At 68.0% G+C, this 19,726-nt stretch carries 22 protein-coding genes; 9 read left to right on the top strand and 13 right to left on the bottom strand.

Translation table 11 applies throughout. The features are described 5' to 3' along the window. Positions 1-19: 19 nt before the first annotated feature. The 6 genes from AC6IW9_RS17615 to AC6IW9_RS17640 form a co-directional block, all read right to left on the bottom strand. A complete protein-coding gene (locus AC6IW9_RS17615; protein ID WP_497765491.1) occupies positions 20-985 on the bottom strand; it encodes an RCC1 domain-containing protein in 966 nt (321 codons plus the stop codon). Between the two features lie 44 nt (positions 986-1,029). Continuing rightward, positions 1,030-2,424, bottom strand: coding sequence for a chromosome condensation regulator RCC1 (locus tag AC6IW9_RS17620; RefSeq protein WP_497765494.1), 1,395 nt, complete (start codon positions 2,422-2,424; stop codon positions 1,030-1,032). Positions 2,425-2,512: 88 nt separating this feature from the next. Further along, on the bottom strand, positions 2,513-3,952 hold the full coding sequence (locus AC6IW9_RS17625) for an RCC1 domain-containing protein (RefSeq protein ID WP_497765497.1): 1,440 nt from the start codon (positions 3,950-3,952) through the stop codon (positions 2,513-2,515). A gap of 48 nt (positions 3,953-4,000) precedes the next feature. Further along, a complete protein-coding gene (locus tag AC6IW9_RS17630) occupies positions 4,001-5,440 on the bottom strand; it encodes an RCC1 domain-containing protein (protein WP_497765500.1) in 1,440 nt (479 codons plus the stop codon). 54 nt (positions 5,441-5,494) lie between these two features. Continuing rightward, positions 5,495-6,943, bottom strand: coding sequence for an RCC1 domain-containing protein (locus tag AC6IW9_RS17635; RefSeq protein WP_497765502.1), 1,449 nt, complete (start codon positions 6,941-6,943; stop codon positions 5,495-5,497). 54 nt (positions 6,944-6,997) lie between these two features. Beyond that, complete coding sequence (locus AC6IW9_RS17640) at positions 6,998-8,506, bottom strand: RCC1 domain-containing protein (RefSeq protein ID WP_497765504.1); 1,509 nt, start codon at positions 8,504-8,506, stop codon at positions 6,998-7,000. Between the two features lie 270 nt (positions 8,507-8,776). On the opposite strand from AC6IW9_RS17640, the gene prfA reads away from it, so the two are divergent. Then, complete coding sequence (gene prfA / locus AC6IW9_RS17645) at positions 8,777-9,847, top strand: peptide chain release factor 1 (protein ID WP_497765506.1); 1,071 nt, start codon at positions 8,777-8,779, stop codon at positions 9,845-9,847. Positions 9,848-9,886: 39 nt separating this feature from the next. On the opposite strand, the gene AC6IW9_RS17650 is transcribed toward prfA, so the two are convergent. After that, the gene (locus tag AC6IW9_RS17650; protein WP_497765510.1) at positions 9,887-10,042 is read right to left on the bottom strand and encodes a hypothetical protein; all 156 of its coding nucleotides are present in this window, start codon (positions 10,040-10,042) and stop codon (positions 9,887-9,889) included. A 197-nt stretch (positions 10,043-10,239) separates the two neighbouring features. Between AC6IW9_RS17650 and AC6IW9_RS17655 the strand changes: the two genes are divergently transcribed. Further along, the gene (locus tag AC6IW9_RS17655; RefSeq protein ID WP_497765513.1) at positions 10,240-10,470 is read left to right on the top strand and encodes a hypothetical protein; all 231 of its coding nucleotides are present in this window, start codon (positions 10,240-10,242) and stop codon (positions 10,468-10,470) included. A gap of 173 nt (positions 10,471-10,643) precedes the next feature. Here the strand turns inward: AC6IW9_RS17655 and AC6IW9_RS17660 are convergent, their stop codons facing one another. Beyond that, positions 10,644-11,090, bottom strand: a complete 447-nt coding sequence (locus tag AC6IW9_RS17660) for a cupin domain-containing protein (protein ID WP_497765517.1) — start codon at positions 11,088-11,090, stop codon at positions 10,644-10,646. Between the two features lie 390 nt (positions 11,091-11,480). Between AC6IW9_RS17660 and AC6IW9_RS17665 the strand changes: the two genes are divergently transcribed. After that, the gene (locus AC6IW9_RS17665; protein ID WP_497765520.1) at positions 11,481-12,566 is read left to right on the top strand and encodes a 3-deoxy-7-phosphoheptulonate synthase; all 1,086 of its coding nucleotides are present in this window, start codon (positions 11,481-11,483) and stop codon (positions 12,564-12,566) included. 111 nt (positions 12,567-12,677) lie between these two features. Beyond that, positions 12,678-12,896, top strand: a complete 219-nt coding sequence (locus tag AC6IW9_RS17670; RefSeq protein WP_497765522.1) for a hypothetical protein — start codon at positions 12,678-12,680, stop codon at positions 12,894-12,896. Positions 12,897-12,959: 63 nt separating this feature from the next. Here AC6IW9_RS17670 and AC6IW9_RS17675 read toward each other — a convergent pair whose 3' ends face one another. Continuing rightward, positions 12,960-13,190, bottom strand: coding sequence for a hypothetical protein (locus AC6IW9_RS17675; RefSeq protein ID WP_497765525.1), 231 nt, complete (start codon positions 13,188-13,190; stop codon positions 12,960-12,962). 137 nt (positions 13,191-13,327) lie between these two features. Between AC6IW9_RS17675 and AC6IW9_RS17680 the strand changes: the two genes are divergently transcribed. Next, entirely contained in the window at positions 13,328-13,768 is a 441-nt protein-coding gene (locus tag AC6IW9_RS17680; RefSeq protein WP_497765528.1) for a four-helix bundle copper-binding protein, read from the top strand. A gap of 61 nt (positions 13,769-13,829) precedes the next feature. On the opposite strand, the gene hisN is transcribed toward AC6IW9_RS17680, so the two are convergent. Continuing rightward, positions 13,830-14,660: a histidinol-phosphatase gene (hisN, locus tag AC6IW9_RS17685; RefSeq protein ID WP_497765531.1), complete on the bottom strand. Its 831-nt coding sequence runs from the start codon at positions 14,658-14,660 to the stop codon at positions 13,830-13,832. 20 nt (positions 14,661-14,680) lie between these two features. Continuing rightward, positions 14,681-15,610: an N-formylglutamate amidohydrolase gene (locus AC6IW9_RS17690; RefSeq protein WP_497765534.1), complete on the bottom strand. Its 930-nt coding sequence runs from the start codon at positions 15,608-15,610 to the stop codon at positions 14,681-14,683. A 189-nt stretch (positions 15,611-15,799) separates the two neighbouring features. Between AC6IW9_RS17690 and cpdR the strand changes: the two genes are divergently transcribed. After that, a complete protein-coding gene (cpdR, locus tag AC6IW9_RS17695; protein WP_003610918.1) occupies positions 15,800-16,174 on the top strand; it encodes a cell cycle two-component system response regulator CpdR in 375 nt (124 codons plus the stop codon). A 90-nt stretch (positions 16,175-16,264) separates the two neighbouring features. Continuing rightward, a complete protein-coding gene (gene rpmE / locus AC6IW9_RS17700) occupies positions 16,265-16,495 on the top strand; it encodes a 50S ribosomal protein L31 (protein ID WP_497765538.1) in 231 nt (76 codons plus the stop codon). A gap of 24 nt (positions 16,496-16,519) precedes the next feature. Here the strand turns inward: rpmE and rcdA are convergent, their stop codons facing one another. Further along, positions 16,520-17,056 (bottom strand): protease adaptor protein RcdA, encoded by a 537-nt coding sequence (gene rcdA, locus AC6IW9_RS17705; protein ID WP_497765541.1) that lies wholly within the window; start codon positions 17,054-17,056, stop codon positions 16,520-16,522. A gap of 266 nt (positions 17,057-17,322) precedes the next feature. After that, positions 17,323-17,595, bottom strand: coding sequence for a hypothetical protein (locus AC6IW9_RS17710; RefSeq protein ID WP_497765544.1), 273 nt, complete (start codon positions 17,593-17,595; stop codon positions 17,323-17,325). A 139-nt stretch (positions 17,596-17,734) separates the two neighbouring features. Here AC6IW9_RS17710 and AC6IW9_RS17715 point away from each other — a divergent pair, with 139 nt between their 5' ends. Then, positions 17,735-18,625 carry an aldose 1-epimerase family protein gene (locus AC6IW9_RS17715; protein ID WP_497765547.1) on the top strand — a complete coding sequence of 297 codons (891 nt, stop codon included), beginning with the start codon at positions 17,735-17,737 and terminating at the stop codon, positions 18,623-18,625. A gap of 60 nt (positions 18,626-18,685) precedes the next feature. Then, positions 18,686-19,717 carry a cysteine synthase A gene (locus tag AC6IW9_RS17720; RefSeq protein WP_497765550.1) on the top strand — a complete coding sequence of 344 codons (1,032 nt, stop codon included), beginning with the start codon at positions 18,686-18,688 and terminating at the stop codon, positions 19,715-19,717. The last annotated feature ends 9 nt before the right edge of the window (positions 19,718-19,726 follow it).

Here is a 19,726-nt window from a genome sequence, read left to right on the forward strand (position 1 = left end):
CGTCAATTCGCCGCCGCCGTCAGGGCGCGACGGTCAGCGGCTGCGATCCGCTCGACGGCGCATGGAAGGCGTCGCCCGGAAAGCTCGCCTGCAGCGTGTGCGCGCCGACGCCGAGCGATCGGGTCGACCGACTTGCGCGGGCGCGGACGAGGGGCGTCAGGCGGGCGACGAGAATGGGGGCGCCCCCGTTCGTGGTCGTCCCATCGCCGAGCTGGCCGTGATAGTTCCCTCCCCAGCATATGGCCCCGGCAATGGTCACCGCGCAGGTGTGACCCTCTCCCGCGGCGATCGCGAGGGCGCCGTCCGAAAGCGTCGCCGTCGTCGGACTCGGATGGCCCCGTGCGCCGTCGCCGAGCTGGCCATAGAAATTATTGCCCCAGCATTTGACGGCGCCGGCGCGCGTCGCCGCGCAGCTATGGTAGTCGCCGGACGTTATCGCGACGATGTCGTTCGAAAGCCCCGACACGGCGACTGGAGTTCGGCGGTTCTTCGTCGTCCCGTCGCCGAGCTGGCCGAAGAAATTCTCGCCCCACCATTTGACGGCGCCGCTCGTCACGAGCGCGCAGGTGTGCCCGAATCCTGCTGTGATTGCGATGACGTCCCCGGCGAACCCCGAAACATTGACGGGCGTGCGCCGGTCCTTTGTCGAGCCATCGCCGATATGACCGACGGCGTTCCCGCCCCAGCACCTCACGCCGCCCGCCGCGCTCACCGCGCAGCTATGGCCATAACCCGCGGCGAACGCCGCCTGCCCCGCTCCCACACGCGAGAGCGTCGCCGTGCCGCGGGCGCCATCGGAAAAGCTCACAGTTCCCGTCGGGCCGCGGCCGCGGCCGTCGACCTCGGCCTGCAGCTGCACCATTTCACCCACATGCGCCGGATCGGGCCGAGCGAGCAGCCGCGTGCGCGACGGGCTCTTGGCGGAAGCCGGCGCCGCCAGCGCCAGAGACAGCGCCGCGATGGCGAAAGCTTTGAAAGCGCTCATGATCGAAATCTCCGTGATGCGAACGGATGAACGATGCCCTCGCGTCACGGGACGATGGTCTGCGTGCGCGACCCGCTCGTCGGCGAATGGAGCGCGTCTCCCGAATAGGTCGCCCGCAGCGTATGCGCGCCGACGCCGAGCGCGCGCGTCAATAGAGACGCGCGCGCTCGGACGAGGGGGTTCATGTCCAACACCGGCTTGGGAGCGCGGCGGCTGACGCCCGTCCCGTCGCCGAGTTCTCCATAGAAGTTCGCGCCCCAGCATCTCACGACTCCGGCGTCGGTCGTGACGCAGGTGTGGCCGCCTCCCGCCGCTATCGCGGCGACGCCTCTCGTGTGGCCGGGCACGGAGACGGGCGTGTAGCGGTCCGTATTCGTCCTGTCGCCGACTTGGCCCGAGTAGTTGTGACCCCAGCACAGCAGCGCTCCTCCGCCTTTCAGCGCGCAAGTGTGAAAGCTGCCCGCCGCGATCGCGACGACGCCGCTCGAAAGGCCGGATACAGAAGCGGGCTCGGGACGATCGATGGCCGTCCCGTCGCCGAGCTGGCCATACTGGTTCCCGCCCCAGCATTCGACGGCGCCGGCATTGGTCAGCGCGCATGTGTGATTCCAGCCCGCCGCGATTGCGACGACGCCGCTCGAAAGACCCGGCACGACGACGGGAGTGCGAGTGCCGCCCCAGCATTTGACGGCGCCGGAGTGGGTCAGCGCGCATGTGTGGCCGAGGCCCCCCGTGATCGCGACGACGCCGCTCGTGAGGCCCTTGATGGCGACGGGCGTCAGCGATTTCTGATCATAGCTGATCGCCCCCCAGCACCAGACGGCGCCGCCGCCGGTCACTGCGCAGCTGCGAGCGCCGTATTGAAAGCCGCCCGTCGCGATCGCGACGACGCCGGTCTCGAGACCCCGCACGGCGACAGGAGCTCGGCGGGTCGTCCGCGTCCCGTCGCCGAGCTGACCATCCGGGTTGTAGCCCCAGCATTTGACGCGGCCGGCGGTGGTCAGCGCGCAACTGTGCTCGCTCGCCGAAGAAGCGATCGCGACGACGCCGCTCGTAAGGCCCGACACATCGACGGGCGCGCGACTGTTCCCGGGAATTCCGTTGCCGAGCTGACCAATGGTGTTGGCTCCCCAGCATCTCACGCCGCCGACTGTGGTCAGAGCGCAGGTGTGACGGTCGCCCGCGACCAAAGTCGCCTGCCCCGCTCCATAGGGCGACAGAGTCCCCGCGCCCAGCGCAACGTCGCCGTCGGTGAAATTCACAGCGCCCGTCGGCGCGCCGCCGCCGAAACCATCGACCTCGCCGACGAGCTTCACCGTCTGGCCGAGCTTCGCCGGATCGGGCCGAGACAAGAGCCGCGTGCGCGACGCGCTCTTGCCGAACGCGGGCGCCGTGAGGGCGAGAGACAGGGCGATGCAGAAAAACCTGAACGCGTTCATGATCGAATTCTCCGCAATGGAACTGAATCGATGGAAGGCGCGAGGCGCGCCCGGAGCGAAGTCGGCCTCCCGGCCGCGCCGAGCCGCCTCAGGGGACGATGGTCTGCGGCTGCGACGCGCTCGACGGGTCATGCGCCGCGTCTCCCAGAAAGCTCGCCTGCAGCGTGTGCTCTCCGACGCCGAGCGAGCGCGTCGACAGAAGCGCGCGGCCGCGCACGACGGGCGTCAGGCGAAGGACCGGCGTGGGCGTCGGTCGATGTGTGTACGTGCCGTCGCCGATCTGGCCGAAGAAGTTCTGACCCCAGCATTGAAGCGCTCCGGCGCTGGTCAGCGCGCAAGTGTGGGAGCCGCCGGCGGCGACGACGCGGACGCCCCTCGAAAGACCTGTCACCGGCCCCGGGACGGGCCGGCTGCTCGGCGTCGACGCATCGCCGAGCGCGCCGAAAGAGTTCGACCCCCAGCATAGGACGGCGCCCGCGCTGGTCAGCGCGCAAGTGTGATATTCGCCCGCCGAGATGGCGACGACGCCGCTCGAGAGACCCGACACCGCAACCGGGGTGGAGCGATTTTCATACGTCCCGTCGCCGAGCTGGCCGTCGAAATTGGCTCCCCAGCATTTGACGGCGCCGGCGCTGGTCAGCGCGCAGCTGTGGAGCCCTCCCGCCGAGAATCCGACGACGCCGCTCGAAAGACCCGGCACGGCGACGGGCGCCGAGCGGTCCGACGTGGTCCCGTCGCCGATCTGACCATGGAAATTATAGCCCCAGCATTTGACGGCGCCGGCGCTGGTCACCGCGCAAGTGTGCTCTCTGCCTCCATCGATCGCGACGACGCCGCTCGCAAGACCCGATACGTTCACTGGCGTCGAGCGGCTCGACGTCGTTCCGTCGCCGAGCTTTCCGTAGCTGTTGCCGCCCCAGCATTTGGCGGCGCCGGCCCTGGTCAGCGCGCAAGTATGGCCGTCGCTGGCCGAGATGGCGACCACGCCGCTCGAAAGTCCAGACACGCCGACCGGCCTGAGGCGGTCCTTCGACGTCCCGTCGCCGAGAATGCCGGAATTGTTGACGCCCCAGCATTTGACGGCGCCGGCGCTGGTCAGCGCGCAGCTGTGCAGACCGCCCCCCGTGACCGCGACGATATCGCGCGAGAGCGCCTGCACATCGACGGGCGTCTTTCTTTCCCTGGTCGAGCCGTCGCCGAGCGCGCCGCGGTCGTTCCCGCCCCAGCATCTCGCGCCGCCCGCCGCAGACACCGCGCAGGCATGAGTCGCTCCCCCGGCCAAGGTCGCCTGCCCGGCGCCGATGCGCGACAGCAGCGCCGCGCCGACGACGACCGCCCCATCGGAAAAGGTCACCTTCCCTGTCGGCCCGAGGCCGCGCCCGTCGACCTCGGCCTGCAACAGCACGGTTCTCCCCATCTTCGCCGGATCGGGCGAAGCGAGCAGCCGCATGCGCGACGCGCTCTTGCCGAATGCGGGCGCCGCGAGGGCGAGCGACAGAGCGACGCAGAAAAATTTGAAAGCGATCATGATCGAAAACTCCGTGAAGCGAGAGGGCTGGAGGGTGGCGGGCCGCCGTCACGGGACGATGGTCTGCGACTGTGAGCCGCTCGAAGCCGTATGCGCCGCGTCGCCCGGATAGCTCGCCTGCAGCGCATGCGTCCCGACGGCGAGCGAACGCGTCCCGAACCGCGTGCGCGCGCGAAGGAGGGGCGTCAAGCCCGAGACCCGCACGGGAGTGAGGCGAAGGGTGGTCGTGCCGTCGCCGATTCCGCCATACTGGTTTTCGCCCCAGCACTTGACGGCGCCGCCGCTGAGCGCGGCGCAGGCGCGCACGCGCAACGAGATCGCGGCGACGCCGCTCGAGAGGCCGGCCACGGAGACAGGAACGAGGCGTTTCGTCGTCGTCCCGTCGCCGAGCTGACCATTGGAGTTGCCGCCCCAACATTTCGCGCCGCCGACGCTCGTCACCACACAGCTCGAATTGCCGCCTCCCGCGATCGCGACGACGCCGCTCGAGAGGCCGGTGACGGGCACGGGGACGAGCCGCAGCGTGGTCGTTCCGTCGCCGAGCGCGCCGTCGGCGTTCCTGCCCCAGCATTTGACCGCGCCCGCGGTCGTCAGCGCGCAGGTATGAAAGTCTCCCGCCGCGATCGCGACGACGCCGCTCGAGAGACCCGAAACGGCGACAGGGACGCGGCTCCCGATTCTCGTCCCGTTTCCCAATTGGCCGCGGACGTTCTCGCCCCAGCATTTGACAGCGCCGGCGTTGGTCAGCGCGCAGCTGTGCACGAAGCCCGCCGCGACCGCGAGGACGCCGCTGGAGAAACCCCTCACGGCGACCGGCGTATCCCGGTTCGTGGTCGTTCCGTCGCCGAGTTGGCCGACGTCGTTCCGTCCCCAGCATTTGACGCCTCCGGCGGTGTTCAGCGCGCAGCTGTGCGCCACGCCCGCCGCGATCGCGACGACGCCGCCCGACATGCCCGGAACCGAAACGGGGACGGAACGCTCGGCCCCTCCGCCGGAGCCGATCTGGCCGTAGTAGTTCCAACCCCAGCATTTGACCGATCCGGCGCCGGTCAGCACACAGCTATGCCAGGAGCCCGCCGCGATGGCGACGACGCCGCTCGAAAGACCCGTCACGTCGACGGGCGTATGCCGGTCCGTGGTCGTTCCGTCGCCGAGCTCGCCGTTGTCGTTCCGTCCCCAGCATTTGACGCCTCCGGCGGACGTCAAGGCGCAGCTCGCATATCCGCCGACCGCCAATGTCGCCTGCCCCGCCCCTTTGGGCGACAGCGTTCCCGAACCGAGCGCGACGGCGCCGTCGGTGAAGTTCACCGTTCCCGTCGGCGCGCGGCCGCCGAAGCCGTCGACCTCGGCCTGCATCCGCACGACCTCGCCCGCTTTCGCCGGATTGGGCCAAGTGACGAGCCGCGTGCGCGACGCGCTCTTTGCAAAAGCGGGCGCCGCGAGGGCGAAAAATGCGATCGCGACAGCGAAAATTCGCAAGGCGTTCATGATCGAAAACTCCGTGAAGCGAGAGGAGTCGGAGAATGCGGCGGCGAGCCGACGTCACGGGACGACGGTCTGCTCGCGCGATGCGTTCGAGTGGAAATGAAGCGCATCGCCCGGAAAGCTCGCCCGCAGCACATGCGCCCCGACGCCCAGCGAGCGCGTTTCGAGCTGCGCGCGCGACCGGACGAGGCCCGTCACGCCGGAAACGAGCACGGGCGCGCGCTCCCCCCACCCCGATCCGCCGCCGAGCTGGCCATCCCCGTTTGCGCCCCAGCATTCGACGGCGCCGGCGTTGGTCAGCGCGCAGCTGTGTTGATAGCCGCCCTCGATCGCGGCGACGCCGCTCGAAAGACCCGACACCGCGACCGGCGTGCTCCGGCTCGTTGTGGTCCCATCGCCGATCTGGCCGTCGTGGTTGGAGCCCCAGCACATGGCGGCGCCGGCGCTGGTCAGCGCGCAGCTGTGCGCGTATCCCGCCGTGATCGCGACGACGCCGCGCGTAAGGCCGGAGACATTGACCGCCATAGGCCGATGCTTGTTCGTTCCGTCGCCGAGCGCGCCGTACCAGTTCGAGCCCCAGCACAGAATGGCGCCGCCACTCTTCAGCGCGCAGTTGTGCGCGTATCCAGCCGCGATCGCGACGACGCCGCTCGAAAGGCGCTTCACGGAGAGGGGGGTCAGACGCTTCAACTTATAGGCGCGCGTCCCGTCGCCGATCTGTCCATACTGATTCCAACCCCAGCATTTGACGGCTCCGGCGTCGGTCAGCGCGCAAGTGTGATAGGCGCCCGCTGTGATCGCGACCACCCCGCTCGACAGATCGGACACGGCCGTGGGAACGAGTCGATTAGTGGTCGTTCCGTCGCCGATTGCGCCAAAAGAGTTAGCGCCCCAGCATTTGACCGCGCCGGCGATGGTCAGCGCGCAGCTGTGCCGATATCCGGCCGTGATCGCGACGATCCCGCTCGAAAGGCCCGACACCGCGACTGGCGTCTTCCGGTCCGTTTTGGTCCCATCGCCGACCTGGCCGGAGCCGTTGGCGCCCCAGCATTTGACCGCGCCGGCGCCGGTCAGCGCGCAAGTGTGAAAGCCGCCCGCCGCGATCGCGGCGACGGCCGAAAGGCCCGATACGGAGACCGGAGTGGCGCCTCCTATCGACCCTCCATCGCCGAGCGCGCCGGAGCCGTTCCAGCCCCAGCATTTGATGCCGCCGGCGCCGCTCAGCACGCAAGTGTGATGGTCACCGGCGGCCAGAGTCGCCTGCCCGGCCCCGTAGGGCGACAGCGTCGCCGCCCCCAGCGCGGCCGAGCCGTCGGCAAAGCTCACCGTTCCTGTGGGCGCGCCACCGCCCAGCCCGTCGACCTCGGCTCGCAGCAGCACCGACTGACCGGCCTTCGCAGGATTGGGCAGAGCGACGAGTCGCGTGCGCGACGCGCTCTTTGCAAAAGCGGGCGCCGCGAGGGCGAGAGACGAGATCGCGACAGCGAAAAGTCGTAAGGCGTTCATGATCGAAAACTCCGTGAAGCGAGAGGAGACAGAGGATGCCGCGGCGAGCCGCCGTCACGGGAGGACGGTGTGCGACTGCGTTCCGCTCGAGGGCGTGTGGGCCGCATCGCCGGGATAGCTCGCATGCAGCGCATGCGGCCCGACGGCGAGCGAGTTGATCAGCAAAGGCGCCCGCGCGCGGACGAGGGCCGTGAAATCGGGAATCGGCTTGGGGGCGAGGCGGCGGTTCTGGGTCGTCCCATCGCCGAGCTGACCCAGCCCGTTGCTGCCCCAGCATCTGACGACCCCGGAGCCGATCATCACGCAGGTGTGATCGCCGCCCGGCGCGATTGCGACGACGCCTCGCGTGTGGCCGGGCACGGCGACGGGCGTCGTCCGATCTGTCGTCGTCCTGTCGCCGAGCACGCCCTGCCCATTGTCTCCCCAGCACAGGACGGCGCCGTTGCCTTTGAGCGCGCAGTTATACCCGCCGCCCGCCGCAATCGCGACGACCCCGCTCGACAGACCCGACACTGCGACAGGAGTGTGACGGGTGATCGTCGTTCCGTCACCGATCTGACCCTTGGAGTTCTCGCCCCAGCATTTGACGGCGCCGGCCTTGATCAGCGCGCAGCTGTGGCCCCAGCCCGCCGCAATCGCGACGACGCCGCTCGCGAGGCTCGGCACGGCGACGGGCGTCGCGCGATTCGCCGTCGTCCCATCGCCGAGCTGGCCGTAGAAATTGTAGCCCCAGCACTTGACGGCGCCGGCGGTGGTCAGCGCGCAGCTATGCTGGGTTCCCCCCGCGATCGCGACGACGCCGCTCCGAAGCCCTGTCACCCCTATGGGGGTGCGATGATAGGTCGGCGTTCCGGCGCCGAGCTGTCCTGCGACATTCGAGCCCCAGCATTTCACCGCGCCGACGCTGGTCACCGCGCAGCTGTGTACGGCGCCGGATGCGATCGCGACGACGCCGCTCGAAAGACGCGTCACGACGCCCGGCGCAGACCGGTTCGGATAAGTCCCATCGCCGAGCTGCCCGACTTCATTCAAGCCCCAGCATTCGACAGCGCCGGCGCTGGTCAGCGCGCAGCTGTGACCCCAGCCCGCCGCAATCGCGACGACATCGCTCGGCAAACCCGACACCGAGACAGGACTGCTTCGGTGGACCATTGTTCCGTCGCCGAGCTGGCCATAATCGTTGCGACCCCAGCAGCGCACGCCGCCTGCCGCAGACAAGGCGCAGCTATGCTGATTGCCCATCGACAAAGTCGCCTGCCCCGCGCCATAGGGCGACAGCGTCCCCGCGCCGAGCGTGACCGCGCCCTCGGCAAAGCTCACCGTGCCCGTCGGCGCGCCGCCGCCGAGGCCGTCCACTTCCGCTATGAGCTTCACGGTCTGGCCTGCTTTGGAAGAGTAGGGCCGCGTGACGAGCCGCGTGCGCGACGCGCTCTGCGCGAATGCGGGCGCCGCGAGGGCGAAAGAGAGAAACGCGACGGCGAGCCATCGGGCGCCGATAAGCCACTGGGGCGACGCGGCTGCGCTCTGCGAGCGAGCCGACGCGGCCGCGATGGACCAGGTCATGCACGAAATTCTGAAAAAAGGCATGATGAAACCTCCCCCAATGAAAGCGGAAGCTAGAAAATAGCACTGTCGTGAACAAGCTGCGAACCCTGTTCGGCCCCGCGTTCTAACGACGCACCTGATGCTCTGGGCCTATTGCGCGTCGAGCCGCTATGCACGGCGTCGCCCGCTCGTTGGGCCGACGAGCGGGCACGGCGGTCCAGCGCCATTTTTCTCGCTTTCCGCCGGGAAGCGGCTAAAGGAGACGCTCGCAATCGCCTCGGACCGGACATGTTCGCACAAGACAAGCTCGACCTCATTCTACGCCGCCACGACGAGATCGGGGCCAGGCTCGCCGCCGGGCCCGATGCGGCGAGCTTCGTCGCTCTGTCGCGCGAGCTCGCCGTGCTCGACGATGTGGTCGCCAGGATCAGGGCCTATCGTGCGACCGGCGCCGAGATCGCCGGCCTCGGCGAGATGCTCGCCGATCCCGCGCTCGAGCCGGAAATGCGCGCATTCGTCGAGGGCGAGCTGAACGCCGCGGAAAGCGCGCTCGAAAACGCCGCGCATGAATTGAAGCTCGCCCTGCTGCCCAAGGACTCGGCCGACGAGAAGGGCGTCATTCTCGAGGTGCGCGCCGGCACAGGCGGCGACGAGGCGGCGCTCTTTGCCGGCGACCTTTTCCGCGCCTATCAGAAATACGCCGGCGCAAAGGGCTGGAGCGTCGAGATTCTGTCGGCGAGCGAGGGCGCGCTCGGCGGCTACAAGGAAATCGTCGCCGAGATCGCCGGACGCGGCGTCTATGCGCGATTGAAATTCGAATCCGGCGTGCATCGCGTGCAGCGCGTGCCGGCGACGGAGACGCAGGGGCGCATCCACACATCCGCTGCGACGGTCGCCGTGCTTCCGCAGGCGGAAGAAGTGGATGTCGCGATCGACGACAAGGATCTGCAGATCGAGACCATGCGCTCCGGCGGCGCCGGCGGCCAGCATGTGAACAAGACGGAATCGGCGATCCGCATCACGCACATCCCTTCCGGCATCGTGGTGATGATGCAGGAGGAGCGCTCGCAGCATCGCAACAAGGCGAAGGCGATGGAGGTCTTGCGCTCGCGTCTCTTCGACGCCGAGCGGCAGCGATTGGACAGCGCGCGCGCCGCCGACCGCAAGGCGCAGGTCGGCTCCGGCGACCGTTCCGAGCGAATCCGCACCTATAATTTTCCGCAAGGCCGGGTCACCGACCATCGCATCAATCTGACGCTCTACAAGCTCGATCGCGTGATGGAGGGAGACCTCGACGAGATCGTCGACGCGCTGACGACGGACCGCCAAGCCAAGCTCCTCGCGCAGAGCGAGGAGTGACGTCGCGGCGGTCGCCCGCGCGCCGTCGCCTCGGTCGCGTCACCAGCCGCCGCCGGCCGGACGTCCGCCGTAGCCCCTGTCTTTGCTGCTGCTCGGGCTCTCGCCCCAATGCCCCGACCTCCAAGCGAAGGCGTACGCCGGAAGGGCGACGGCCATCGTCGCCGCGGCCAGATAAGCGATGCTGTTTCTCGTCATTCTGGCTCCGATGTTCTCGACGACATCGGCGGGAAACGCGCGAACGTTCCGCCAGTCCTGACGCCGCTCCCGCGGTGGCGTCCGCGCCTGCGACGCCTTCGATGTGTGCGCCCGCGCACATCGCTGTCACAGTCCCGCTTCGTAAGGTCACGACGCTCGACGCAAACGAGCGAACGAAAATTTCGAGGAGCGCGACCATGAACAAGACGATTCTGACCGCCGGCCTCACGGCCCTCGCCCTCGCGGGCTCCACTCTCTCCGCCGACGCCCGTCCGTGGCGCCATCATTATCACGCGCCCGTGGCCGACGCTCTGGGCGCCCTCGCGCTCGACGAGATCACCGATTCCGATTGCTACATCGCCCACCGCCCGGTCACCGATCGCTGGGGCAATGTGATCTATTTCCACGACGTGACGGTCTGCGACTGAGCGCGAGAGATGATCGTCCCGTCGAAGGGCCGGCGCTCCGCCGGCCCTTGCGCTGCCGCGTCGCAGCAAAGACCGCGACGCACGACTCGGAAAATCGGGGAAACCATATCGGCGAGATTCGGGCGACGCGCCCTTCGGACCTCTCGGTTTCGCCTCGCCGGGGGGACTGGGCTTCACGCCTCCTCGAACACGAGCCCATGCCGCTCGCCGATCTGGGGCAGCTTCGCGAGATCGCGCGGCAGCTCCGTGACTTCCCGATCCACCTCCTTGAAAAAAGCCTCCGCATGCGCCGGGGCGTCGAAGGTCAACATGCGCGCCGGCTCCTTCGAGACGCCGTGAAAAGCGTGCGTGGCGCCGGCCGGAGCGAAGACGAACTCGCCCGCTCCGACGCGCTCGCGCTTTCCGCCGATCTCGAACTCCACCTCGCCGGAAATGATGTAATAGGCCTCGTCCCACGAATGGCGATGCGGCGGGGGGCCGGCGTTCTCGGGGATCACATTCTCCATCAGCGACCAAGCGCCGCGCGTATCCTCCGAACGGCAGAGGAAGCGCAGGGCCATGCCCACCACATCGAGAGTTTCGCCCTGCCCTCGGCGGATGATCAAAGGGGAAGAAGTCATCGGGTCTGCCTTTCGATATGCGAATTGAGCCGGGTGTCGAATTGAGCCGGCGTGACGAGCGCCATACTCTGAGACAATATGCCACCGAGCTCTGGATTATGTCAGACGGCTCGCCTGACGGGCGCGGCGCGGAGAACGCGTCAGAACCGCGCAAAGCCGCCGAGTGGCGGCTTGACACGATCCCACGCGCCGATTTAAGTCCACTCTCATGACCGTCATCCCCGCCGCGCCCTTCTACTGGTATTTCGGCTATCCCGCGCCGGCGGCGGAGGGAGCGATGCGGACGGTCGACATCCGACCGTAAGACCCGCGAAAGTCCCCAGGAGCCGCCAGACCCGCTGGCGGCTTTTTTTTGCGCCGCCGGCCTCGTTCGAACGAAGGAGCCGCGCCGTGCCGACCGAAACCGACGACCTGCGCATCGTCAAGATCAAAGAGCTGACCGCGCCCGCCGAGATCATGCGCGAGTTGCCGCGCAGCGAGAGCGCGAGCCGCGTCGTCGCCTCCGTCCGGGCGGCGTTGCGCGAAATTCTGCGTGGCCGCGACGACCGTCTCGCCGTCGTCATCGGCCCCTGCTCCATCCACGATGCGGACGCCGCGCTCGATTATGCGCGCCGTCTCGCGCAGGCGCGCCGCGAATTCGCCGACCGGCTCGAGATCATCATGCGCGTCTATTTCGAGAAGCCGCGCACCACGGTCGGCTGGAAGGGCCTCATCAACGATCCGCGACTCGACGGCAGCTTCGACATCGAGACCGGATTGCGCCTCGCGCGGCGCCTGCTGCTCGAGGTGAACGAACTCGGGCTGCCCGCCGGCTGCGAGTTCCTCGACATGGCGACGCCGCAATATATCGCCGATCTCGTCGGCTGGGGCGCGATCGGCGCGCGCACGACGGAGAGCCAGGTCCATCGCGAGCTGGCCTCCGGCCTCTCCTGCCCGATCGGCTTCAAGAACGGCACCGACGGCAATGTGCGCATCGCCCTCGACGCGGCGCTCTCCGCCGCGCAGCCGCATCATTTCCTCGCCGTCGCCAAGGACGGCCGCTGCGCCATCGCCGCGACCAGCGGCAATGAGGATTGCCACATCATCCTGCGCGGCGGAAAGACGCCGAACTTTGACGCGGCGAGCGTCGCTGCGGCCTGCGCCGAGGCGGAAAAATCCGGCGTCTCGCCCTATGTGATGGTCGACGCCTCGCACGCCAACAGCGGCAAAAAGCCGGAGAACCAGCCGCGGGTGATCGAGGATCTGGCGCGGCGGATCGAGGCCGGCGAACGCAGCGTCATCGGCGTGATGATCGAGAGTCATCTCGTCGGCGGCCGCCAGGACCTCGTTTCCGGGCACCCGCTCGTCTATGGCCAGAGCGTCACCGACGGCTGCCTCGATTGGCCACAGTCGCTCGGCTGCCTGCGCCGGCTCGCCGAAGCCGTCGAACGTCGGCGCGCCTCGGCTGCGAGAGAGCGGATGGATGCGGCGCTTTGACGGCGCGGGCGCGGGATGCGACAATCCGCCACATGGGCGACGCACCGAGGCCATGGGACAGACGCGGCGCGGTCGCAAAGCGCGCCCGCCAGGGCAGAGGGAATTGACTCTATGGAGATTTCTCTGGATCAGGCCGTCGAGATCCACGCCCGCGTGCTCACGCATCGGCTGGCGGGCGAAGCGCCCGCAAAGGCGAGAGAACGCGCCCTCGACCTGCAGCGCGCCGGCGACGAGGAGGGGCACGAGGTGTGGCTGAAAGTGGCCGACACGGCCGAGCGTCTGCTCGATGGGACGGCCGCCTCCTCGGCCGGCGCGACGCCGCTCCAGTAACGCCGCGACATACCGGCAGGCGCCTCGGACGGCGTCGCGCGCACGACGTCGTTCGTGGTTTCTTCAGACGCCGGCCGACGCCGAAAGTGCGGCGTCGAGAGCGGCGAGAACGCGCTCGACGACGGCGTTCTCCTCTTCGAAATAGGCGCGCTCCTGCCGCTCGAGCTCGTCCGCCCCTTCCGGCTCGCAGAGCTCGCGGCGAATGTCGCACAGGCGTTCCGCCCGCCGCCGCAACGCGCCGATGAGCGCTTCTGCATCGCTGCGCGCGAGCGTGAGCACGACGGTCTGTTCCATCTTCCCCTCCTCGGCAGAAAGAACAAATGGCGTCGGCGGCTTTTCTTTGCAACGACCCAGCCGCCTGGAGCGTTGAATCGTTCGCGAACGCGCTCCTAGCGGGAAGAAATTTTCCGAAAGCAACGGAGGAACGACAAATGGAACGCCGTCAATTCGTCGCCGCCATCGGCGCCGCCGCGGCCGCGGCGACATCCGCCCGCGCTTTCGCTCAGGCGACTGCGCCGGGCGCGCCTCTCCATCACCATCCGGCGAAATACCCCGCTCTGATGGAGACGAGCGCCAAATGCGTCTCCACCGGCAATGAATGCCTGCGCCACTGTTTCGGCATGCTGTCGATGAACGACACGAGCATGGCCGAATGCACCAAGGCGTCCTATGACCTCGTCGCCGCTTGCGCGGCGCTGGAGACGCTCGCCGCGGTCAATTCGCCCACGACGCCGGCGCTCGCCAAGACGGTCTATGACGTCTGCATGGCCTGCAAGAAGGAATGCGACCGCTTCCCGCAATATTCGGAATGCAAGAATTGCGGCGAGGCCTGCAAGGCCTGCGCGGACGAATGCCAGAGAGTGTCGAGCTGAGATGTGAGGGGCCGCTCGGAGATGGGCGTTTGTTCGTCCATTCCCGATGAACGCTCGGCCCTCAGCCGCGCGTGAGCATGCGCATCGCCGCGTCGTGGACGCGGCGATCTCCGGCCGCGACGATCGCGCCGCCCTGCGCCGCCGAGCCGCCGTCCCAGGTGGTGACGATTCCTCCCGCCCCTTCGACGATCGGGATCAGAGCGACAATGTCGTAAGGGTTGAGATTGGTCTCTATGACGAGATCGACGTGGCCCGCCGCCAGCGCGCAATAAGCGTAGCAGTCTCCGCCATAGCGCGAGAGGCGCGTGAGCGCCTCGACACGGAAGAAGGCGTCGCGCAACGACTCGTCGATGAGCTTGGGCGACGTCGTCATCAAGGTCGCCTCGGCGAGGCTCGCGCAGGCGCGGGCGCTCAGCCTGCGGCGCTCTTCGGCGGCAGGCTGCGCCTTCCATGCAGGCTCCGAATGGCGGCGCGCCGGCCCGCGCCAAAAGGCCGCCTCGCCGTCCCCCGAAAAGCGCTCGCGCGTGAAGGGCTGGTGCATCAGCCCGTAGCAGGGACGTCCGCGATGAGTGAGGCCGATCAGCGTGCCCCACACGGGCAGGCCGCAGATGAAGCTCTTGGTGCCATCGATCGGATCGAGCACCCAGACATATTCGGCGTCCTCGCGCAGATTGCCGAACTCCTCGCCGACGATCCCATGGCTCGGAAAGGCGCCCTCTATGAGCCGGCGCATGGCGAGCTCGGCGGCGCGGTCCGCCTCCGTGACCGGATCGAAGGCGCCGCCATGCGCCTTGTCCTCCGCCGCGAGGCTGGTGCGGAAGAAGGGCAGGATCGCTTCCCCCGAGGCGTCGGCGAGACGCTCGACGAATTTCTCGAAATCGACGGCGGTCATGCGCTCGCTCCTCGCGCGGCCTATTCGGCGGCGGCGCGCTGCTCGCGCGGTCCGACCGTCTGCGCGAGCAGACGCGCCAGCTCGCCGAGCCGCGCGACGAGGAGATCGAACTCGTCGTTGCGCACGAGATCCTCCTCGTTCATATAGAGATTGCGGGCGATCTCGATCTGCACCGCATGCGAGCCGGCGGCCGGCCGGCCGTAATGTTCGGTGATATAGCCGCCCGCATAGGGGCGGTTGCGCTGCACGTGATAGCCCCATTGCCCGAGCCGCGTCTCGATCGTCTCGACGATCTCCGCCGCGCAGCTGGCGCCGAAACGGTCGCCGAGCACGAAATCGGGCTTGCGCTTGTCGCCGCGCGGCGTCTGGCTCTCCTTGGCGACATTGGACGGCATCGAATGGCAATCGATGAGCAGGGCCACGCCGAAGCGCCGCCGCGCGCGCTGCATCAACCCGCGCAACGCCGCGTGATAAGGCTTGTGCAGCCTGTCGATGCGGCGCAGCGCCTCGCCGACGCGAAGGGGCGCGGCATAGATCTCGCGGGCGTCGGCGACGACGCGCGGGATGGTGCCGAGGCCCGCCGCCACCCGTAGGGAGCGCGTGTTGGCGAACTCCGGCAGCGTGTCCTCGAACATGCGGGGATCGAGCTCGTAGGGCTCGCGATTGAGATCGAGATAGGCGCGCGGGAAATGCGCCTTGATCAGCGGCGCGCCGGCCGCGGGCGCCAGACCGAACAGCGCATGCACATGCGCGTCCTCCGAGCGGCGCAGGCTCGCAATGTCGAGCCGCGAGCTGGCGAGAAAGCCCGCCGGGTAGATGTCGCCGGAATGTGGGGAGGAGAAGACGAGCGGCGAGACGAGTTCCTCGGGCTCGATCACCTCGAAAGCAACGCCGAGCTCGGAATCCGCCGCCTCGGCGCGCTCCTCTTCCTGCAACGGCTCGGAACTCATCGACTGACCTCGATCTCTCCGCGAATGGCCCGATCCGCCACCATAGACCGATCGGCTCCCGGATTCCCGAATTTTTATCGATATGCGAAACAAGGGCCACGGAAGGCGGCTCGACCGTCGGCGCGTCCGCTCGGTTTCACCCGATTTTTACCAAACTGCGCCCTTATGTTGCAAACAGCGAGGAATGATATGACCGAGAAGATTTCCGCGAAAATCCTGCTGGCGGAGGACGACAACGACATGCGGCGCTTTCTGGTGCGAGCGCTGCAGACGGCCGGATTCGCCGTCAAGTCGTTCGACAACGGCCTCGCGGCCTATGACCAGCTGAGGGTCGAGCCTTTCGAGCTGCTGCTCACCGATATCGTCATGCCGGAGATGGACGGCATAGAGCTCGCCCGCCGCGCGACCGAGCTCGACCCCGAGATCAAAGTGATGTTCATCACCGGCTTCGCGGCGGTCGCGCTCAATCCGGACAATCAGGCTCCGCGCCAAGCCAAGATTCTCTCCAAGCCCTTCCATCTTCGGGACCTCGTCAACGAGGTGCAGCGTCTGCTCGCCGCCTGAAGCGGTGAAGGCAAGAGACGCGCGCTTGCTCCTCGCCGCGCATTGCGCTAAGAGCGCCGCCAATTCCCGAAAGATCGCGAGGACGAGACGATGAAGAAAGAAATCCACCCCGATTATCATACGATCAAAGTCGTCATGACCGACGGGACGGAGTATTTCACCCGTTCGACCTGGGGCAGCGAGGGCGACATCCTCAATCTCGACATCGACCCCAAGACGCATCCGGCCTGGACCGGCGGCTCGCAGCAGTTGCTCGACCGCGGCGGCCGTCTGTCGCGCTTCAACTCGCGTTTCGGCAATCTGTCTTTCGGCAAGAAGTGAGCGACGAGCCGCCGTGCGCGGCTCTCACATTCCGGTCGCGAAGGCGTTGCGGAGCTTTTGCAGCTGCGCCTCGACCGGGCTCGGCCCGGCGCTCGACGCGGTGGTCGCGGTCACGCCGTAGATCAGCTGATCGAGATGGATGACGCGCGCCTGCAGGCGCAGCGAATGAATGGCGAGATCGCGCAGCTTCTCCGGCAGATGGGAGAAGATCTCCGGATTGGAGGCGAGCTCCTGCTGTGACAGCCTCACCTTGTGCTTGTCGCTCGCCGCCTGCGCCCTGGTGATCTCCCCCTGGTTGACTGCGCGTTGCAGCAGCAGCCACGAAGCGATCTGCATCAGGCGGGTGGTCAGCCGCATGCTCTCCGCGGCATAGGCCAGCGCCTCCGGTCGCGCCAGGGACTTGGCGTCGTCGCGGCCGGCGCCGTCGAGATAGGCGGCCGCCTCCTCGACCAGCGCCATGCCCTCCCGGAACAGGGCGCCGAACGCCTCCGAACCTGCGAGCCTTTCCGCAAAGGACACGGGAGGCTGCGCGCTTCCGACCAAATCCGACGCTTGCGCCATGTGTCACGCTCTCGAACGCTTTCGCTACGTCGCGGAGTCTCGTCGTCCGCGATCCGAACGGCTACCTATGTATCGCAATTTCGCCGGGCGCGCCTTATTAGGTTTTGCTTAACCTTAATCTTCGAGTCCGTACGTAATGCTCCGCCCGCGCCAGGCGGCGCCCGAGGAAACCGCTTCCGCCGGGGCCGGCCACATGCCGCGGAACGCCTGCGCCAACACCAGGCGATCGTTCGGAAACCGCCTTTGAATTAATGGTACGCCTGATTTTATCGGTTGACGTTCACTATCCGCGGAAGCGCTGCGGAGCTCTGCTCCCCCGCTTCGGCCCGCGGCGCCTGCGCTCTGGCCCCGCCGGCATGCAGGCCGGCGAGACAGGCGAAGCCGGCCGCCAGCAGCAGCGCGGCCCGCAGGACCTGCGCCGCCGACAGGGTAGCCAGCGGCCGACGCCGGCGCATCTCGACGGCCGCCTCGCGGCGCGATTGCCTCGTCTCGCGCATGTGCGCGGCCGGCCGACGGCCCGCCCCCTTCGCCGCATCCATCGCTTCCTCCCCGAGATCACATGACCACAATTTGTCCGCACAGCCTTTACGAAGCGTAAATCTACTTGCGTGCTCGCCGCGCGCCCCCGACGCCGGCGAACTTCCTTGCGCCGGCGTGCGAAACAGGCACGCTCACGCTATGTGCGAACCGATTCTCCTTCGCGCCGGCGCTCATGACCACGCGGCCGTCTCGCCGCTCGGCGCGCAATTATTGTCCTGGCGCGCGCAGGACGCCGATCTGGTCTGGTCGCCCGACCCCGCCGTCTGGAGCGAGACGGCGCCGATCCTGTTCCCCGTCGTCGGCTGGACGCGGAACGGCCGCGCGCGGATCGGGACCCGCGAATTTCCGCTCGGCCTGCATGGCTTCGCGCGGCGCAAGCGCTTCGCGCTCGCCGAGCGGTCGCGGGCGGCGGCGCGCTTCGTCCTCGACGCGGACGAGGAGACTCTGGCCCTCTATCCTTTCGCCTTCCGGCTCGAGGCGCGCTTCGCGCTGCGGCCGGGCGAAATCGAGATCGCGCTCGTCGCGACCAATCGCGGCGATCGGCCCCTGCCCTATGCGGCGGGCCTGCACCCCGGCTTCCGCTGGCCGCTCGCCGGCTCCTCCGCCGCCCATTCGATCCGTTTCGAAAGGGCCGAGCGCGCCGAAGTTCCGATCATCGCCCCGGGCGGCCTGTTCTCGGCGCGCCGCCGGCCCGTCCCGCTCGACGGCGGCGTGCTGCCGCTGACGCGCGAGCTGCTGGAGCGGGAGGCTTTGTGCTTCCTCGACGCCGCGAGCCGGCGCCTCGCCTATGACAATGGCGCCGGCCTGCGCCTCTCCATCGAGCTCGACGACTTTCCCCATATCGCCTTGTGGTCGCGGCCCCCGGCGCCCTTTCTCTGCATCGAGGCGTGGACCGGCCACGGCGACCCCGAGGATTTTTGCGGCGATCTTTTCGAGAAACCGTCGATGCGCGTTTTGCGCCCCGGCGAGAGCGCGACGCATCGCGCGATATTCCGTCTCGAAGGCCGCTTCGCGCGGGAGACGGAATAATCCTTGCTTCTCCCTTGGCTATAAGCTAGCGCGGCTCATCCCGCGCAGAGGAAAAGGCCCATGAAATTCGCCGGAAATGTCATCGAAGCGATCGGCGCCACACCGCTCGTCGAATTGCGCGCGGCCTCCGAGGCCACAGGCTGCCGCATTCTCGGCAAGGCGGAATTCATGAATCCCGGCGGCTCGGTGAAAGACCGCGCCGCCCTGTCGATCGTGCAGGACGCGATCGCCCGCGGAACGCTGAAGCCGGGCGGCGTCATCGTCGAGGGCACCGCCGGCAATACGGGGATCGGCCTCGCGCTCGTCGCCAATGCGCTCGGCTTTCGCACCGTGATCGTGATCCCGGAGACGCAGAGCCAGGAGAAGAAGGACACGCTGCGCCTGCAAGGCGCCGAGCTGGTCGAGGTTCCCGCCGTCCCTTACGCCAATCCGAATAATTATGTGAAGCTCTCCGGCCGGCTGGCCGAGCGTCTCGCCTCCGAGCGTCCCGAGGGAGCGATCTGGGCCAATCAGTTCGACAATGTCGCCAATCGCGACGCGCATGTGCAGACTACCGGGCCGGAGATTTTCGCCGACACCAATGGCGAGATCGACGGCTTCGTCTGCGCGGTCGGCACCGGCGGCACGCTGGCCGGCGTCGCGATCGCGCTCAAGGAGCGCAAGCCCTCGGTCAAGATCGCCATCGCCGATCCGATGGGCGCCGCGCTCTTTGCCTACTACACGACCGGAGAATTGCAGGCCTCCGGCTCCTCGATCACGGAGGGGATCGGCCAGGGCCGCATCACCGCCAATCTCGAAGGCGCGCCGATCGATCTCGCTTATCAGATCACCGACGAGGAGGCGCTGCCGATCCTGTTCGATCTCGCCGAGAACGAGGGGCTGCTGCTCGGCGGCTCCTCGGGCGTCAATGTCGCGGGGGCGATCCGACTCGCCAAGGAGCTCGGCCCCGGCCATACGATCGTGACGATCCTCGCCGATCTCGGCACACGTTACGCATCGAAGCTCTATAATCTCGACTTTCTGCGCGGGCTGAACCTGCCGACGCCGCGCTGGCTCGAGCGGACGAGCAAGATCGATCCGGGATTCGTGTGAACGAGCTAC

The organism is Methylosinus sp. shoA (assembly GCF_059718125.1).

Bases quoted from the DNA above. Each gene is read 5' to 3' on its own strand.
- AC6IW9_RS17615 (WP_497765491.1), bottom strand. From the start codon at position 985: ATGAGCGCTTTCAAAGCTTTCGCCATCGCGGCGCTGTCTCTGGCGCTG.
- AC6IW9_RS17620 (WP_497765494.1), bottom strand. From the start codon at position 2,424: ATGAACGCGTTCAGGTTTTTCTGCATCGCCCTGTCTCTCGCCCTCACG.
- AC6IW9_RS17625 (WP_497765497.1), bottom strand. From the start codon at position 3,952: ATGATCGCTTTCAAATTTTTCTGCGTCGCTCTGTCGCTCGCCCTCGCG.
- AC6IW9_RS17630 (WP_497765500.1), bottom strand. From the start codon at position 5,440: ATGAACGCCTTGCGAATTTTCGCTGTCGCGATCGCATTTTTCGCCCTC.
- AC6IW9_RS17635 (WP_497765502.1), bottom strand. From the start codon at position 6,943: ATGAACGCCTTACGACTTTTCGCTGTCGCGATCTCGTCTCTCGCCCTC.
- AC6IW9_RS17640 (WP_497765504.1), bottom strand. From the start codon at position 8,506: ATGACCTGGTCCATCGCGGCCGCGTCGGCTCGCTCGCAGAGCGCAGCC.
- prfA (WP_497765506.1), top strand. From the start codon at position 8,777: ATGTTCGCACAAGACAAGCTCGACCTCATTCTACGCCGCCACGACGAG.
- AC6IW9_RS17650 (WP_497765510.1), bottom strand. From the start codon at position 10,042: ATGACGAGAAACAGCATCGCTTATCTGGCCGCGGCGACGATGGCCGTC.
- AC6IW9_RS17655 (WP_497765513.1), top strand. From the start codon at position 10,240: ATGAACAAGACGATTCTGACCGCCGGCCTCACGGCCCTCGCCCTCGCG.
- AC6IW9_RS17660 (WP_497765517.1), bottom strand. From the start codon at position 11,090: ATGACTTCTTCCCCTTTGATCATCCGCCGAGGGCAGGGCGAAACTCTC.
- AC6IW9_RS17670 (WP_497765522.1), top strand. From the start codon at position 12,678: ATGGAGATTTCTCTGGATCAGGCCGTCGAGATCCACGCCCGCGTGCTC.
- AC6IW9_RS17675 (WP_497765525.1), bottom strand. From the start codon at position 13,190: ATGGAACAGACCGTCGTGCTCACGCTCGCGCGCAGCGATGCAGAAGCG.
- AC6IW9_RS17680 (WP_497765528.1), top strand. From the start codon at position 13,328: ATGGAACGCCGTCAATTCGTCGCCGCCATCGGCGCCGCCGCGGCCGCG.
- hisN (WP_497765531.1), bottom strand. From the start codon at position 14,660: ATGACCGCCGTCGATTTCGAGAAATTCGTCGAGCGTCTCGCCGACGCC.
- AC6IW9_RS17690 (WP_497765534.1), bottom strand. From the start codon at position 15,610: ATGAGTTCCGAGCCGTTGCAGGAAGAGGAGCGCGCCGAGGCGGCGGAT.
- cpdR (WP_003610918.1), top strand. From the start codon at position 15,800: ATGACCGAGAAGATTTCCGCGAAAATCCTGCTGGCGGAGGACGACAAC.
- rpmE (WP_497765538.1), top strand. From the start codon at position 16,265: ATGAAGAAAGAAATCCACCCCGATTATCATACGATCAAAGTCGTCATG.
- rcdA (WP_497765541.1), bottom strand. From the start codon at position 17,056: ATGGCGCAAGCGTCGGATTTGGTCGGAAGCGCGCAGCCTCCCGTGTCC.
- AC6IW9_RS17710 (WP_497765544.1), bottom strand. From the start codon at position 17,595: ATGGATGCGGCGAAGGGGGCGGGCCGTCGGCCGGCCGCGCACATGCGC.
- AC6IW9_RS17715 (WP_497765547.1), top strand. From the start codon at position 17,735: ATGTGCGAACCGATTCTCCTTCGCGCCGGCGCTCATGACCACGCGGCC.
- AC6IW9_RS17720 (WP_497765550.1), top strand. From the start codon at position 18,686: ATGAAATTCGCCGGAAATGTCATCGAAGCGATCGGCGCCACACCGCTC.